Below are 15,776 nucleotides of genomic sequence, written 5' to 3' on the forward strand. Positions count from 1 at the left end.
GGGAATATATGTTTGTAAACTTGCTCTTTTCCAAAGGTTGAACTAGTGAAGGAAAATTCCTTACCCTCGTTCAACGCTCGCTTTCATCCCACGATTTAAACCGTGGGTTTTCTAGCTCGCAATGTTATAAAAAAAGAAGACCTCTTCGAGGAGGTCTTCTTTCCGATTAAAAGTGCAAAACACTCTACCTTACATATATTCGCCTAACCATTGAACCAGTTGTTCTTTTGGTTGCAGTCCTACCAACTTAGACTTCATTTGTCCATTTTGGAAGACCATGAGTGTTGGAATACTCATTACACCGTATTTACTAGCTGATTCCGGGTTATTATCAACGTTTAATTTTGCAATTGTTACTTTATCTCCAATCTCATCGTTCACTTCTTCTAGGATAGGAGCAATTATTTTACATGGACCGCACCAAGGAGCCCAAAAATCTACTAAAACAGTACCACTGCCTGTACCTTCTACATCTGTGCCAAAGTTTTTATCTGTTACTTCTACAATTGCCATTTGGAATGCCCCCTAAAGAGTACTTACATTTCATAAGTTAGTATACCACTTTTTTAGGAAAATACAACTAACCCGCTATTTGAAACAAGAAATAGACAATAGACTGCTATCTCTAGAAAGTAGTTTATGATAAATTATAGGCGAAGTGTGTCTCACTTCTTCATAGTTTCCTAGCGAATGGGAATGAAAATGTCCAATGGAGATTACCCTAGGTATGGCGGAGAACTGTATGCAGGAAATGCTGTACTCACCGCCAGGATCTTCTCAGAGATCGATCGAGAGACGATGGAGAGGATCTGCAACAGTGCTGGTTTTCCGGAGTTCATGAGGTTCTACGACGATTTTACAAAGGATACGACTAGGCCTTGGAATACGATGGATAAACTTATAGAATATCTCCTAAGTGATCCTGGTAAGGCTGAAGAGCGTGAAGAGAAATACATCGCGCTCTCTCATAAGCTGGCTGAGCATTTTGAAAACTGAGACAAAAGGGTGGATGGCAACATCCACCCGATCGATATCGAATAAAATAATACATAGAAGCGTTAAAGAGCAGATATCTTAACAATACCTGTTCTTTTTTATGTCATTTAACCAGTTTGGAGCAGCTTCTTTATTTCTTGTGTCAGAAGAGGGACAACTTCAAATAAGTCACCTACAATTCCATAATCAGCAATCTGAAAAATAGGAGCATCTGGATCTTTGTTGACCGCTACAATTACTTTTGAATTCGACATTCCAGCGACATGTTGGATAGCACCAGAGATTCCACAAGCAATGTATAAATCTGGTGTGACTACTTTACCAGTCTGTCCAATCTGTAATGCATAATCACAATATCCAGCATCACAAGCACCCCTTGAAGCTCCTACCGCAGCTCCTAATACGTCTGCTAATTCCTGAAGGGGCTGAAATCCTTCAGCACTTTTTACTCCCCTGCCGCCGGATACAACAATTTTAGCTTCTGACAAATCTACTCCTGTCACAGCTTTTTTCACGATATTTGTCACCATCGTCCGCAATAAGCTTTTTTCAATCGATGCATTTACTTCTTCTACATTTGCTTTCCGCGTTACATCAGGATCTAAAACTGCAAAGTTGTTCGGACGGATCGTAAAAAAAGCAGGGCTTGCAGCAAATGATTTTTTTACAAATGCTTTACCTGCATAAATCGGACGTGTATAGATCACCTCTTCACCCTTGATTTCAATTGCTGTACAATCGGAAAGCAACCCAAATGAAAAATGAGCGGCGATTCGAGGTGCGACATCTTTTCCAATGGCAGTATGACCTGTTATGATGACATCCGGATTGATTTTTTGAATAATCTGTTCCCAAATCTGGAAATAAGCATCGGTTGTGTACATGTCCAATTCACTATTCTCTACTAAAAGCACTTCATCTGCGCCATGATGTGCTAGTTGCTCTGCTACTTTGTTTGCATCCGTTCCCAAGACCGCAACCGAAACCTTGCCGTCACCTACTAATGATTGACCTACTGCTAAACTTTCGAATGTGACTTGTTTCAACGCTCCTTCATAACGATCAGCAAATATAAGTATTTGTTTCCCCACAAAGATCCCTCCTTTATAAAACTTTTGCTTCTTTGTGCAGCTTTTCTACTAAAGAGGTCACTTGCTCTTGTATGTCACCCGTTAAAATAAGACCCGCATCTTTCTTAGGAGGAAGAAACACTTCTTGCAGTTTTGTTTTGGATTGAATCGATTGTTCTGATAGGGAGAGATCTTCTAGTTCATAGTGTGTGAGAGGCTTTCGTTTGGCTTTCATAATACCTGGAATGGTGGGATATCTGGGGTCATTAAGTCCTTGTTGTGTAGTAACAAGAAGTGGCAGCTGTGATTGAATATGCTCTACATCCCCTTCCACATCTTTTTCAAGGGATACGTTTTTTTCATCGATCGTTATTTTGGTAATTGTAGAGACATGAGGTATTTGAAGCAATTGCGCTAAACGTGGGCCTACCTGTGCGGAACCATCATCAATAGCCATATAACCACACAAGATCAGATCAAAAGATTCATCTAAATCTTGTATTGCGGCATAGATCAATTGTGAGATACTGAATTCATCTAGTTCGATCGTAAGATCTTCTGTGTCTACGACAACCGCTTTATCAGCTCCCATTGCAAGTGCTGATCGTATAGCTTGTTCTGTTCGATTTGGCCCAACAGTCAAAACGGTTATTTCACCACCATGAATTTCTTTCAACCGAATAGCTTCTTCTACTGCATACTCATCATACGGATTGATGATAAATTCAACAGCATCCTCGCTTATTTCTCCATCTTTCAACACAATTTTTTCTTCTGTATCGAATGTTTGTTTTAAACAGACAAGAAAATTCATGCTATCACTCCTCTTCTACAAGTAATGCCGTTCACAAATAACTCATACACAGGCTTTGCCATGTCTTGTAAAGAGTATTTTTGTTGATGAATAACCCAACTGGTCACTAAATCATCGATGGTTCCAAAAATCATTTTTCTTGCTAATCGAATATCTAAATTCCGTTGAAAAACACCAGATTGTTTGCCTTGTTCCATTACATGCTCAATAAGTACTAAGTATTCTCTCAATAATTCTCCTATTTTTTTGCGGATAAATGGATTGGACTGACGAATCTCCATTTGCATTACCACTGCAAGTTCAGGATTTTCTTCCAAATAGTGCAGATGCGCAAATACGATTTGAAATAATTTTTTGGAAGGATCATCTAATATGGATAATTTATGCTTTAGCCTGCTGATAAAATGTCCAATTTTATTTTGGAAAATAGAAATCAGTAAATCTTCCTTATTTTCGAAATACAAATAAATAGTGCCATCAGCAACACCTGCTTCTTTGGCAATTTTGGAAATTTGTGCACAATGATAACCATGCTTAGCAATAACACGTATGGACGCGTTTAAGATGGCATCATATTTTACTTTTGTCCGTTTTGCCATCTCCATCGCCCCTTTAAAATTGAATGATCATTCATTACAAGTCAATTTTATTAACACGAGATTTCATTGTCAAATAAAAAAACATAAACAATATATAAGAATATTTTCCTATAAAAAAACCATCATAAAACCCCTTATCCTTTATTGATAAGGGGTTTTGGCTTATATATCAAATTGGGTTGAATACAGATCATAATAAAAACCTTTTTTATCCATTAGGGTTTCATGACTTCCGCGCTCGATAATATCTCCTTGGTTAATGACTAAAATTTGGTCAGCATTTTCAATTGTCTTCAATCGATGAGCAATTACAAAACTCGTACGTCCTTGCATTAAATTTTTCAATCCTTGTTGGATATGCAATTCGGTACGTGTATCGATATTGGATGTTGCTTCATCCAATATTAGTATATCCGAATCCATTAAAATCGCTCTTGCAATTGCAATTAATTGTCGCTGCCCTTGACTGAGATTGGTGCCACCCGAAACGATCTCAGACTGATATTGTTTCGGCAGATGCTTAATAAAATAATGCGCCCATGCCATTTTCGCAGCTTGAATAACTTCCTCTTCTGTAGCATTTTGTCTACCATAACGGATATTGTCCAAAATAGTTCCAGAGAAAAGATACGTATCTTGCAGGACAATACTAATTCTCTTACGCAGATCATCAATCCGGTAATCTTGAATATCCTTACCATCAATACAAATTTGCCCTGTTTTAATATCATAAAATCGAGTCAATAAGTTTACAACTGTTGTTTTCCCTGAACCTGTTGGTCCCACCAGAGCTATCGTTTCACCTGGTGAAGCTTCTAATTGAATGTTTTTTAATACTGCTTTATCGGCTTCATATCCAAAAGAAACATTACGAAAATCTACTTTCCCTTGAAATTTTTTGACAGACAGAGCATTTGGCTTATCCGAAATCTCAGGTACTTCGTCCATGATCTCAAAAACTCTTTCACCACCAGCGATTGCCGATTGAATAGTATTGAGCAATGTCGCAATTTGACTGATCGGACGAGAAAATTGCCTAGAGTAACTGACAAAAGAAGCGATGATCCCAATAGTGATATCTCCATGCAGTACCAAGAGAGCTCCTGCTCCGATCACTAATCCCAATCCTAAATTATTAATGAAATTAATTATCGGATTGATAAATCCGGAAAAAGTATCTGCTAATCTACCTGAATTACGAAGCCGTTCATTGATTTGATGAAAGTCTTCAATTGTCTTCGTTTCCTTGCCGTATAGAGTAACAATTTCAGCACCTTGTATTTGCTCTTCAATAAATCCATTTAAATCTCCGATGTCACGCTGTCTTTTTATAAAGCTACTACTGCTGTATTGATATATCTTTTTCGTAGCTAATATCATTATTGGAACAATAAAAAGCGTGATCACCGCCAATATCCAATTCAAGGAGAACATTGCAATCATTACCCCAACAATCGATATTAGCGAGGAAAGCACTTGTGTAACACTTTGCGATAGGGCACTGTTGAGATTATCTATATCATTGGTCACTCTACTCATCAAGTCACCATGAGGTTTCGTATCAAAAAAGCGCAACGATAAAGTTTGTAATTTAACAAATAAATCAAACCGCAAATGATTGATCGTTTTTTGGGCAACATTGACCATAATAAAATTTTGTAGCCAAGTCAGTACTGTTGTCAGTAGATAGATTCCTGCAAGCAGGCTAATCATGCGAACAGCTCCATCTATATCATGTGGAATAATATATTTATCAATAATTACTCCAATAAAATAAGGACCGAGAAGTCCCAGCAAGGAGGTGAGCAGGACAAGCACAACCGCTGTTATCAAACCTACGTTTTGATTTCCTAAATATTTCCAAACGCGTTGAACTGTACTTTTTGCATTTTTAGGTTTCTCCAGCTGAGCACCGAACCTGCCGCCTCCACCTCGAAAACCAAGTCGTGGAGGATTTTGTGATTTTGACTGTGCTGCACTCATCCTAGACCTCCTCCCCGATCTCTCTAGCATAATCGATACTTCCGCCTTGAGACACATAGATCTCACGATATACTTCACATTGATCTAATAGCTGTAAATGGGTGCCTTGTCCAACTAATTCGCCATCTTCCATAACAAATATTTTATCTGCATCCAAAATAGAGGAGATCTTCGATGCGATTAATAATGTTGTCTGGGAGGGTCTTGTTTGCAGAGATTCTTGAATAATCGTTTCTGATTTTGCATCTACTGCAGATGTAACATCATCCAAAATCAGAATGGGTGCAGACCGCACAAAAGCTCTTGCGATAGATAACCGCTGTTTCTGTCCTCCAGATAAATTGGTTGCACCCTGAGTCAGATTATAATTGAATCCATCTTCCAAACGAGTAATAAATTCATTTGCACAGGCTTCTGCTGCTGCCTTTTCCAATTCCTGTTGATCTGCTTGATCATTCCCATATCGTATATTTTCTTCAATGGATCCAGAAAAAAGTGTGGCTTTTTGAGGAACAAAACCTATAGCAGAACGCAATGATTGTAAATGATACGATTTGATATTCACTCCATCTAACAGTATTTCTCCTGCATCGACATCGTAGAGTCTCGCAATCAACTTCACAAGTGTTGATTTACCACTGCCAGTTGAACCTATGATCCCTACCCTTTGACCTGCTTCGATCACTAAATTGACTTTTTTTAGTACTTGTTCTTCATTCTTACTATAACTAAACGATACATTTTGAAAGGCGATCTCACCTCTTATGGTCTCAGGTTGATAACTATCATCTGTATCTTTTATAGCAATTGATGTTTCCAAGATTTCATGCACCCGTCCAGCGGAAGGAAATGCTCTAGTAATAAAAATAGAAACCATACTTATGGACATAAGCGCCATTAAGATAATCATCAAATAGTTTATAAATGCTAAAATCGCACCAACCTCAATACTGTTTTGAGCCACTCGATAGCTTCCTAACCAAAGCGTTCCAACAATCCCTCCATTAATAACTAGCATAATAACAGGCATCATGATAGAAATCACTTGTACAGCAGATCGATTGGCTTTCGTCCATCCATCATTTACTTTCTTAAAACTGTCTATTTCTTGTTTTTGCTGAACATATGCTTTGATTACACGCATTCCAGCTAAATTTTCTTGCAATTTGGTATTCACCTTATCAATTGCTTCTTGTACTTTTTTAAATAAACGCCCAGAGCGATTGGTGATAAAAAAAACGGTGATCAACAAAACGGGAACTACTACAAATAGGATGGGCGAAAGTTCATTTGCGGAAAAAAACACGATGATCATACTTCCGATAAACAACAAAGGCCCTCTCACCAAGACTCGTAATGTCATAGTAAGAGCTGTCTGTAAGGTCACAATATCATTTGTCACAATTGTAATTAACTTCCCTGTTCCAAATTTTTCTCGATTTTCGCCTGAAAAGGAAACGATTTTTTCAAAGGTTGCTCTACGTACATCTGATGAAAAATAAACAGCAGTCTTTGTCGAGAAAAATATACAACCTAATCCACCAACTAGTCCTATCAGCGCCACAACAACCATTAATAAGCCCATACGGATGACATAGGCTGCGTCTTGGTTTGCTATCCCGTGATCAATAATATGCTGCATAATAGCAGGCTGTAACAGATCCATTACCACTTCCAGCACCATTAACAAAGGTCCTAAAATAGCAATACCTTTATATGGTTTTAAAAAACGCCCTAATGCCCGAACTGCTTCCATAGCATTTCTCCTTTCCTCTCCGTTCGTCCGTTCGTTATCCACTAGAAAGATTATACTATATAAAAACATTTAGCGAATCGAAATAAGGCGAAAAGATTCATCATTTTTCTTCATTCCATTACCTGTTCTAATGTGCTTTTAATCAGAGTAAAAAGAGCCCGTCTATTCATTGACGCAGCTCTCTTTCTTATTGTAGATCTTGTCCTGCTTTTTGTACTAATTCGCCCCAATTTTTGTTAAACTCATCAATACTTGTGTTTAATTTAACGAACACTTCATCGGACTGTGTTGTATCTTTATTTATTTGGTCTATTGCTTCATTTGTTGGTTCTTGTCCTTTTTGCAATGTTGTAAAGAAAGTTTTTTGCAAATCACTAGATTCTTTTGCATGCTGAATATATGCTAATTCTGCTTCTTCCATCTTCTGAAAACTTTGCAGGGTTTTCTCCCCTAATTTCTTTACTTCCGCAGATTTTATTTTTGCTAGTTCATTTTGTAGGGTGATCACATTTGTTTTTACTTGTTTAATCGCTTTTTCATACGAAGGAATAACTGCAGTGTCCAAACGATGAAAATCAGCAAGTGCTTGATCTATTTTTTTCTTGTCTGTCATATTTGGATCAGCAGACAAAATTTTATCTACTTCTATCTGATTTTTTCGCTGAGCTTGTACTTTATCTAACTCTTTTTGGATCTTATCTGAAAAATAAGATGCATTGTACAAATCTTGGGCAGCTGAGCAGCCAAGCAAAAAAGTGAAGAGAAACAAAATTGCAGAAAGCCATATTTTCTTTTTCAAATTCATACCCCTACTTCATATAAATTACTTCCGAATTTTAAATTATACTTATTCCCATTCATTTTATCAATATTTTTATTCTTTGATGAATTATCATTTCAATCAGGTAAAATTTATAGGCGATTTGCAATTGTATATACACATTTCTTATCACCTGCTATACTTTGAATAGACGGTATTGGTCCCCGAACACAACAAGGAATCGCTATGGAGATCTTGCAAAGTTTGAATCCCGCTCCGGTCGTCTTCTTCCGAGATGCAGAGAAGCGTGCCGTCCTTCACGCGGTTCTCAGGCCTGTGGAAAACGAGACCCGAAAGGTGAACGAGCAGACCATTGGCATCTGTTTCACCGATCCTGCCCTCTTCAACGCCTCCCGCTTCGAAGAGATTCTCAACGAGCAGTATGTTCCCACGGCAGAAGAGTACGTGCGAAACTGCTCTGCCATGTGGGGAATCTCGCTCACTGACGAGGACATCACCTACATCGCCAAGTGTGCAGTGGTGGGAACGTTCCTCAAGTCGGAATACGAGATGCTGGAGAAGATCGCGGATCACTTCTGGAGGCAGGTCGGCTCCGCAGAGCGGGGTCTCTGACCAAGACCGGTCGCCAGATATCTGAGCAGCATCGCTCAGGTGTCTGGCACCAAACCAAAAGACAATAAGAAATAGCACGCTTTTATACATATATAGATGAATCAATCTGGTTCTTACTTAGGACAAATGCATAAAATATCATGCGTGATATGCAGTTATTCGTAAATTGAATTTTTTGATTATGTGATATAATAGACCCACTAGACCCATCTTCCAGTGAAGGGAATAGCACAATGGCTGTGGTCGAGCGCATCAAGGGCATTCAGATCTATCCGGATAATGTCATTCTTCTTCCTGATGACTTTGGTGAAACACGCGAGGTTGTCCCTGACTTTGAGGATGGCAGCTTCGACTGGACAATTCAGGTACACTCTGCACGTAGTCGAGCAAACCTTCAAATCGATTACGTTAAGAAAACTGGAAATCCGGAAGTTGATCAGGAAAATGTCAGAAAGTTCATTGAGTGTTCTCTGAATGGTGATTCGCTTGCTCAGGAGATCTTTGAGCAGTGGAAAGCCTCCCTTCAGAAGAAGACTACTGAAGGAATGGTGAGGGTTTTCGCTTGGATCAATCCAGACGCCTACTCTCCGATCTGATCCCTGAGATCACAAGCAAAACGACCATCCCTCATCATTCATATGATGATGGGATGGTCGGCTGTTTTATTTTTAAAACTGCAAAACAAGTTCATTGACTTAAATAAAAACTTAACATTCTATTTGTTCTATTTAAATTAGAGAAAGTATTTTTTGCATATAGATGTTCTTTCATTTGCTAGTTGTTGTACAGGTGTAAGTAGGTAAAGAAATATACATGCAGTTGCTATGGCGAAAAACATATGTATCATTAACATCTCATTATTATTTTTGCATGAGTAGTAGTGTACCATTAAAGGTACACTACTACGTTTGGTGAACACTCTATTTGCGTTCACCACAGTTTACATTTTAAGACTACTTCCAACTGGTATTATCGGAGTTGGCTACCATCTGACCAATGTTGTATTTATGCACTGCATTAGTCACCGTAACCCCATTTTCCTTAACTGTTGCCGTCGAGTCGTCGTAATAAAACCCCTTTTCGTCTACCGGGCAGGTCAACACAAAGGTCTTTCCACCAGTTCGGAGCGTTCCCGTCTTTTGCGTCCTCGCCACTTTTTTCTCTTTTCTCAAATAGTGAATGGACAATCTGTACATATATATTATGCCATAAATTCAATTTTTTACTGACCAAAAAATCAAAATAGTGTGTTAGAAAAGAATAACTGATACCCCTAAAAATAAGGCATCAGTTTATATAAAAGTTCTACGTTTCATAGACGGCATACTAATCCTTCTTTTGCTGTTTCATTTCATCTTGTAAAACCCTTCTTAAAATCTTGCCAATCGCCGACTTCGGTAATTCATCACGAAACTCATATAATCGAGGAACTTTAAAACTCGCTAAATTTTCCCGGCAATACTTATCCAATTCAGACGAAGTGACATTCATTCCCTTTTTTCTTACAATATACGCTTTTGGAGTCTCGCCGCGATAAGCATCTGGCACACCGATGACTATGGCTTCATCTACAGCGGGATGTTCATAAAGCACTTCTTCTATTTCACGCGGATAAATATTAAATCCTCCTGCGATGATTAAGTCCTTTCGGCGATCCACGATATAAAAATAACCATCCTCATCCATCTTTGCCATGTCTCCTGTTGCCAACCAACCATCTTTGATCACTTCTGCTGTTTCTTCTGGACGATTCCAGTATCCCTTCATTACTTGCGGACCTCGAATGTGCAATTCACCAATGAGTCCTGGGGCTAATTCTTCTCCAGTCTCCATTGAAACCACTTTGCAGTCTGTATCTGGCCAAGGCAGTCCGATCGTAGAGTCTTTTTTGCGATCCCATATCAAATTGGTGTGTGTAACAGGAGATGTCTCAGTTAATCCATAACCTTCTACAAGACGACCACCAGTAAGTTTTTCAAACTTGTCTTGAATCTCTACTGGCAATGGTGCTGCGCCGCTGATACATGCTTCGATTGATTTTAATTGATATTTATCGATACGCGGATGATTGATAAGTGACACATACATCGTTGGTGCACCGGGAAATACTGTCGGTTTTTCTCTGGCAATTGTTTTTAAAATTTGATCACGATCGAATTTTGGCAGCAATATTAAAGTTGCAGCTAGCTTTATTCCTAAATTCATTACAGTAGTCATGCCATAAACATGAAAGAACGGCAAAACTCCTAGTATTCTCTCGTGACCTTCTTTTAAATTGTACATCCATGCAGATGCTTGGTGGGCATTTACAACCAAGTTGCGGTGCGTGAGCATGGAACCTTTGGCAAGGCCTGTGGTCCCGCCAGTATACTGCAATAAAGCAAGATCATCAGGCTGTCTGTCTGTTGGTTCGATTGGAGTTGCTGTCGGAACGAGATGTAATAGATTTTGAAAGGCATATACATGTTCTTTACGCGGTATTTTTGGAAGCGCTTTCTGTGTCAGTGGATATAATACCTTTTTACGAATTGGCAAGTACTCAGATACACTTGTAACAATGATTTTGTTTATTTTTGTTTGTGACTGAACGTTTTCTACACGAGCAAATTGGATATCAAGGCATATGATCGTTGTTGCCCCCGAATCTGCCAGCAAATGAAGCAGTTCCCGCTCGGTATACATCGGATTAACTTGCACGACAATTGCACCAAGAAATAGACTGGCATAGTATGCAATGACTGCTTGCGGGATATTTGGAAGCATAATGGCGATTCGTTCATCCGGCTCTGCTCCAATTTGTTTTAATGCTTCTGCAAAACGATATGTTTCATCTAATAAAGTACGATAAGAAATCTTTTTGCCTAGAAATTGAATAGCTTCTCGATCTGGATAATGTTTACCTGCATTAACGAGTAATGCAGGTAAAGTAACATCAGGATAAGATAATGTTTTTGGTATCTGGGGCGGGTATTGGTTCAGCCATGGTTTTGACAACGTCATCCAGGCTCCCTCCTAAAGGGGAAGAAATTCACCCTACAAAATAAAAACTTCTCTCTTTATTGTATCCAATGAAACCCAAATTTTGCATCCTTTCTTTTTGATTTTTCCCTATTTTTATGCATTTTGTTGTTCATCTGATTTTCTATTCCAAAGTTGATCCATTAAAATAACAATCATTACTCCTACTAGTAATCCATTTCCAAATATGTACTGTACAATGGATGGAAACTGTTGAAACAAAGGTAAGGGCAAAAACATAACACCAATACCGAGAGAAACGGACAGACTAAAGATTGTTACCCTCCGTTCATCTAGTGTAGTCTCGACTAAAGTACGAATACCAATCGCAAACATTTGGGCAAAAGAAGGTAAGATAGCAGCATATGCGATTTGACTTGGCAAATGCGCTAAAAATGACATAATGGGTGGAAAACACGATAAGATTATCAGCGCCAAACAAGCTATGATTAACACGTTTGTTTTCGTTTGCTTTGTTATTTTGACAAAACCTGCTGTTACAGTTAGTGAAACCATTCCAATCGTTGAAAAGACGGCAGATAAAAGATGAGAAACTCCACCGACCCAGCCCGATTGATTCAATTCTTTTTGATTCGCTTTCTGTTCATCCGGAACAACTTGATTCACTGCTTTTATACTAGCAACGGTATTCGACATCAATACAAGCCCAATCAACAGACCTGAAACAATACCACCCAGATCAAAACGAGGAATACCCCAAGCAAATACTTTTGGAAAGGCAAAAACTGCATTACTGGACATTCCATGTGTCGGTGCTCCAATCAGTAAAAAGCATACCCAGCCAAGTACGATACCGATCAAAACGCTGTATGTTTTCATCCAGCCTTTTCCCCATATTGATAAAACAAAGACCAAAATAAAAATGATAAAAGCTATACATGCTTCTTTAAAAGGAAAGGATGTGGCATCAGTTTGAATCCCTAACATCCCTTTGAGAAATACTCCGCTGAGCTGTAATGAAAGTAAAACCAAAAAGGTACTTGTCACCAAAGAACTGAAAATAAACATCATTTTGCTTAGTAATTTGGTAATACCAAATATAATAAGGACAAGACCAGCAACAACTGTCATACCTGTTAAAGAATTTAATGCATTTTTATTCGCAGCGATCTGACCAGTAACCACAAAAACACCAAGCCATATACCAGCAGGTCCATCAATGAGTGGGAGACGATGTCCTATCACTACTTGTAATAAAGAACTAATACCAATGATAAAAAAAGTACGTTGAATAAATTCTGCAATCTCCATTGGTGACAAATGATATAATTGTCCAATTACAATGGGAACGGCAAGCCCATTTGCAACAAGAAAAATAAACCATTGCACCGAACGCAACGAATAAGCCATTTTTTATCCTCCTTTTATTTTTGTTAAAATAGGTCTTATAATAATCGTTAAACTTTCAATTTAGGAGAAAAATAAATGATCGCATTACCAAATGATTTTATCCAAGAAATAAAAAAAGAACTAAATGACACCTTTGAAAATTTTATGGAGACATATCAACACCCTGCTGTGAAAAGCCTGCGAACCAATACAATGAAAGTTTCACCTAAAACACTTCAAAACATGTTACCTTTTGCATTAGAATCTATCCCTTGGTGTCCAGACGGTTTTTATTTTCCAAATAACTCTCGTCCTGGTAAACATGCCTATCATGCTGCAGGACTTTACTATATTCAAGAAGCAAGTGCCATGGCTCCAGTGGAGGCACTGCAAGTACAACCTGGGGAGAAAATCCTTGACTTGTGTGCTGCTCCTGGGGGAAAAACAACGCAAATAGCAGCAAAACTGAATGGTACTGGGATCTTAGTAGCCAACGAAGTTGATGGAAAGCGATGCAAAGCATTAATTAGTAATTTAGAAAGACTGGGTGTTACGAATGCTGTTGTGCTAAATGAACAACCCCATCGATTTAGTTCGCGGTTTCAAGTTTTTTTTGACCGCATATTGGTCGATGCACCATGTTCTGGAGAAGGGATGTTTCGTAAAGATCCTGATGCATGTGAACATTGGAGCATAAAAAACAGTGAAAAGTGTGCTGATCTCCAACAATATATTTTAGCAGAAGCAGCGAAAATGTTAAAACCCGGAGGACAAATAGTATATTCTACTTGTACCTTTAATCGAAGAGAGAATGAAGAATCCATCGAAACCTTTTTACAGGAGCATCCGGAGTTTTTCTTAGTACCATTATCGAATGGATCTTATTTTCAAAACGGTTTAACTCCAGAAACAAAAAAAGCGGGACGACTATGGCCGCATTTGCTTCGCGGAGAAGGGCATTTTGTTGCTGCCTTACAAAAAATTCCCGAAGAAATGGAAACACCAAATCCGAAAAAAACAAAGAAAAAGGCGAAACTTCCAAAACAAATCGATGTTTTATTACAAGATTTTATGGCAAAAACGCTCCTAGCGCCCATCGTATTTTCTGGTTCTCTCGTTTTATATGGTGACCATTTATACGAGATGCCAAATGGATTGCCATCACTCGAAAAATGCAAAGTCGCTCAACCTGGTCGTTATTTAGGGGAACTTCGTAAAGGAAGGTTTCATCCTTCGCATGCGCTAGCTATGACACTTCATTATGAAAATGTAAAAAATGTACAGGCATATCAACGTACCGATACGGAACTATATCGCTTTTTACAAGGTGAAACTGTTCCAACAATACATACTGGTTGGACACTTGTAACCGTCGATGGGTACCCTCTCGGTTGGGGAAAAGGAGCAGGAGGAGTACTAAAAAACCATTATCCAAAATGGCTTCGCTTTGCTTATGATCCCGCAAATTAGTTTTCATCTGCCCAAGCCTTCCTTCATATGATAAACACATAACAATGCATCCCATGAAAAATAATAAATGAATATGAAGGAAGAAATATATGACGTTAAAAGAATCCGCAACGAATAAATATTGGATTGCACTGGGCATGGTCCAACCAGAATGGATCTATATGAGCCATTTTTTAGAGGAAGAGGAAGAAATCATTGAAGAGTCTGTCGTTACACTTCTAGCTCCTCCTGAAACCAAAATAACCTTTCGACCGCGGCTTGATCCATAAGCTTATTTGCAAGACGGAATAAGCTTTTTTCTAATTCATTTCTCCTTGTGTATTTTATGCACCTAGTTCATCAGACTGTTATAATATAACGGAAATCTACACTAATCGATAAAAGGAAATGATCCAACATGAGTAAGCCAAAACGATTAATTGTCGGAATCAGCGGAGCAACTGGTGTCATATATGGCATTCGTATATTAGAAGTTTTACGCCAATTGGAGATCGAAAGCCATTTAGTTATTTCGAAGGCTGCGGAAATGACACTGCATTATGAAACAGATATGTCCGTAAAAGAACTTCGCAATCTAGCGGATGTAAACTATGGAATACAAGATGTTGGGGCAGCAATTTCCAGTGGTTCCTTTCAAACAATGGGAATGATCGTAGCACCATGCTCAATAAAAACGATGTCAGCGATTGCCCACACGATCACAGATAATTTACTGACCCGAGCAGCAGATGTTGCATTAAAAGAAAGACGGAAATTAGTTTTACTTTTACGGGAGACACCACTGACAACGTCCCATATTAAAAACATGCTCGCTATAACAGAAAGCGGCGGCATTATCGCCCCTCCTGTCCCAGCATTTTATATTCGGCCAAATACATTAGAGGATATTGTCAACCATACGGTAGGACGAGCCCTTGATCTTTTTGGGATTGATACGGGCACAGTTGAACGCTGGGGAGAGACATAAACATTCTGGTAAGAACAAGCAACGGTAAATCCTAGATGGATTTGCCGTTTTTAATATAAAAAATACTTCTTTAGAGATAGAAAGCTACTAAATTAAATTCAAGCGATTTTGCAAAAACACTGTTGATAAAAATAAAAGTAGAAAGAATATACTTGATATGTCGAAAAACCTGTGGTATAGTAATTCCGCTAGCAAAATGTTAGTAAAATTCTAATAAAACATTCTATTACCATTTCTGTTTTACAACTTTGCGGGCCGCTAGCTCAGATGGTTAGAGCACTGGACTTTTAATTCAGGTGTCGTGGGTTCGAGTCCCACGCGGCCCACTGTCCTATGACTTCGGTCATAGGACGCCCACTA

15 protein-coding genes and 1 tRNA gene are annotated in these 15,776 nt (G+C 38.6%); 7 read left to right on the forward strand and 9 right to left on the reverse strand.

Annotation, left to right across the window (positions count from 1 at the left end):
• Window positions 1-189 precede the first annotated feature (189 nt).
• Window positions 190-513, reverse strand: a complete 324-nt coding sequence (gene trxA / locus AC5WOC_RS15030; RefSeq protein ID WP_496056232.1) for a thioredoxin — start codon at window positions 511-513, stop codon at window positions 190-192.
• A gap of 189 nt (window positions 514-702) precedes the next feature.
• Here trxA and AC5WOC_RS15035 point away from each other — a divergent pair, with 189 nt between their 5' ends.
• Window positions 703-996: a hypothetical protein gene (locus AC5WOC_RS15035; protein WP_496056233.1), complete on the forward strand. Its 294-nt coding sequence runs from the start codon at window positions 703-705 to the stop codon at window positions 994-996.
• Between the two features lie 107 nt (window positions 997-1,103).
• Here the strand turns inward: AC5WOC_RS15035 and AC5WOC_RS15040 are convergent, their stop codons facing one another.
• The 6 genes from AC5WOC_RS15040 to AC5WOC_RS15065 all read right to left on the reverse strand — a co-directional run bounded on the left by AC5WOC_RS15040 (window position 1,104) and on the right by AC5WOC_RS15065 (window position 8,017).
• Window positions 1,104-2,087: an electron transfer flavoprotein subunit alpha/FixB family protein gene (locus AC5WOC_RS15040; RefSeq protein WP_496056234.1), complete on the reverse strand. Its 984-nt coding sequence runs from the start codon at window positions 2,085-2,087 to the stop codon at window positions 1,104-1,106.
• Window positions 2,088-2,100: 13 nt separating this feature from the next.
• A complete protein-coding gene (locus AC5WOC_RS15045; protein WP_496056235.1) occupies window positions 2,101-2,880 on the reverse strand; it encodes an electron transfer flavoprotein subunit beta/FixA family protein in 780 nt (259 codons plus the stop codon).
• Entirely contained in the window at window positions 2,877-3,479 is a 603-nt protein-coding gene (gene fadR / locus AC5WOC_RS15050) for a fatty acid metabolism transcriptional regulator FadR (protein ID WP_496056236.1), read from the reverse strand. Before fadR ends, AC5WOC_RS15045 begins: the two co-directional genes overlap by 4 nt.
• Window positions 3,480-3,641: 162 nt before the next feature.
• Window positions 3,642-5,462 (reverse strand): ABC transporter ATP-binding protein, encoded by a 1,821-nt coding sequence (locus AC5WOC_RS15055; RefSeq protein ID WP_496056237.1) that lies wholly within the window; start codon window positions 5,460-5,462, stop codon window positions 3,642-3,644.
• A gap of 1 nt (window position 5,463) precedes the next feature.
• Window positions 5,464-7,218: an ABC transporter ATP-binding protein gene (locus tag AC5WOC_RS15060; RefSeq protein WP_496056238.1), complete on the reverse strand. Its 1,755-nt coding sequence runs from the start codon at window positions 7,216-7,218 to the stop codon at window positions 5,464-5,466.
• 187 nt (window positions 7,219-7,405) lie between these two features.
• Complete coding sequence (locus AC5WOC_RS15065; protein ID WP_496056239.1) at window positions 7,406-8,017, reverse strand: hypothetical protein; 612 nt, start codon at window positions 8,015-8,017, stop codon at window positions 7,406-7,408.
• Window positions 8,018-8,224: 207 nt separating this feature from the next.
• Here AC5WOC_RS15065 and AC5WOC_RS15070 point away from each other — a divergent pair, with 207 nt between their 5' ends.
• Window positions 8,225-8,611, forward strand: a complete 387-nt coding sequence (locus tag AC5WOC_RS15070) for a hypothetical protein (RefSeq protein ID WP_496056240.1) — start codon at window positions 8,225-8,227, stop codon at window positions 8,609-8,611.
• Between the two features lie 233 nt (window positions 8,612-8,844).
• A complete protein-coding gene (locus tag AC5WOC_RS15075; protein ID WP_496056241.1) occupies window positions 8,845-9,207 on the forward strand; it encodes a hypothetical protein in 363 nt (120 codons plus the stop codon).
• 730 nt (window positions 9,208-9,937) lie between these two features.
• On the opposite strand, the gene AC5WOC_RS15080 is transcribed toward AC5WOC_RS15075, so the two are convergent.
• Together AC5WOC_RS15080 and AC5WOC_RS15085 are read right to left on the reverse strand one after the other, a co-directional pair.
• Window positions 9,938-11,611 (reverse strand): long-chain-fatty-acid--CoA ligase, encoded by a 1,674-nt coding sequence (locus AC5WOC_RS15080; protein ID WP_496056242.1) that lies wholly within the window; start codon window positions 11,609-11,611, stop codon window positions 9,938-9,940.
• Between the two features lie 114 nt (window positions 11,612-11,725).
• A complete protein-coding gene (locus AC5WOC_RS15085; protein WP_496056243.1) occupies window positions 11,726-13,000 on the reverse strand; it encodes a purine/pyrimidine permease in 1,275 nt (424 codons plus the stop codon).
• A gap of 75 nt (window positions 13,001-13,075) precedes the next feature.
• On the opposite strand from AC5WOC_RS15085, the gene AC5WOC_RS15090 reads away from it, so the two are divergent.
• From AC5WOC_RS15090 to AC5WOC_RS15105, 4 genes are all read left to right on the forward strand, one after another.
• Complete coding sequence (locus tag AC5WOC_RS15090; protein WP_496056244.1) at window positions 13,076-14,449, forward strand: RsmB/NOP family class I SAM-dependent RNA methyltransferase; 1,374 nt, start codon at window positions 13,076-13,078, stop codon at window positions 14,447-14,449.
• Window positions 14,450-14,538: 89 nt separating this feature from the next.
• Window positions 14,539-14,718 carry a hypothetical protein gene (locus AC5WOC_RS15095; protein ID WP_496056245.1) on the forward strand — a complete coding sequence of 60 codons (180 nt, stop codon included), beginning with the start codon at window positions 14,539-14,541 and terminating at the stop codon, window positions 14,716-14,718.
• A gap of 128 nt (window positions 14,719-14,846) precedes the next feature.
• Window positions 14,847-15,416 carry a UbiX family flavin prenyltransferase gene (locus AC5WOC_RS15100; protein WP_496056246.1) on the forward strand — a complete coding sequence of 190 codons (570 nt, stop codon included), beginning with the start codon at window positions 14,847-14,849 and terminating at the stop codon, window positions 15,414-15,416.
• Window positions 15,417-15,668: 252 nt separating this feature from the next.
• Window positions 15,669-15,742 (forward strand) — tRNA-Lys (locus AC5WOC_RS15105).
• The last annotated feature ends 34 nt before the right edge of the window (window positions 15,743-15,776 follow it).

This window comes from Shimazuella sp. NTD247, assembly GCF_059510415.1.

Bases quoted from the DNA above. Each gene is read 5' to 3' on its own strand.
- trxA (WP_496056232.1), bottom strand. From the start codon at position 513: ATGGCAATTGTAGAAGTAACAGATAAAAACTTTGGCACAGATGTAGAA.
- AC5WOC_RS15035 (WP_496056233.1), top strand. From the start codon at position 703: ATGTCCAATGGAGATTACCCTAGGTATGGCGGAGAACTGTATGCAGGA.
- AC5WOC_RS15045 (WP_496056235.1), bottom strand. From the start codon at position 2,880: ATGAATTTTCTTGTCTGTTTAAAACAAACATTCGATACAGAAGAAAAA.
- fadR (WP_496056236.1), bottom strand. From the start codon at position 3,479: ATGGCAAAACGGACAAAAGTAAAATATGATGCCATCTTAAACGCGTCC.
- AC5WOC_RS15055 (WP_496056237.1), bottom strand. From the start codon at position 5,462: ATGAGTGCAGCACAGTCAAAATCACAAAATCCTCCACGACTTGGTTTT.
- AC5WOC_RS15060 (WP_496056238.1), bottom strand. From the start codon at position 7,218: ATGGAAGCAGTTCGGGCATTAGGGCGTTTTTTAAAACCATATAAAGGT.
- AC5WOC_RS15070 (WP_496056240.1), top strand. From the start codon at position 8,225: ATGGAGATCTTGCAAAGTTTGAATCCCGCTCCGGTCGTCTTCTTCCGA.
- AC5WOC_RS15075 (WP_496056241.1), top strand. From the start codon at position 8,845: ATGGCTGTGGTCGAGCGCATCAAGGGCATTCAGATCTATCCGGATAAT.
- AC5WOC_RS15080 (WP_496056242.1), bottom strand. From the start codon at position 11,611: ATGACGTTGTCAAAACCATGGCTGAACCAATACCCGCCCCAGATACCA.
- AC5WOC_RS15085 (WP_496056243.1), bottom strand. From the start codon at position 13,000: ATGGCTTATTCGTTGCGTTCGGTGCAATGGTTTATTTTTCTTGTTGCA.
- AC5WOC_RS15090 (WP_496056244.1), top strand. From the start codon at position 13,076: ATGATCGCATTACCAAATGATTTTATCCAAGAAATAAAAAAAGAACTA.
- AC5WOC_RS15095 (WP_496056245.1), top strand. From the start codon at position 14,539: ATGACGTTAAAAGAATCCGCAACGAATAAATATTGGATTGCACTGGGC.
- AC5WOC_RS15100 (WP_496056246.1), top strand. From the start codon at position 14,847: ATGAGTAAGCCAAAACGATTAATTGTCGGAATCAGCGGAGCAACTGGT.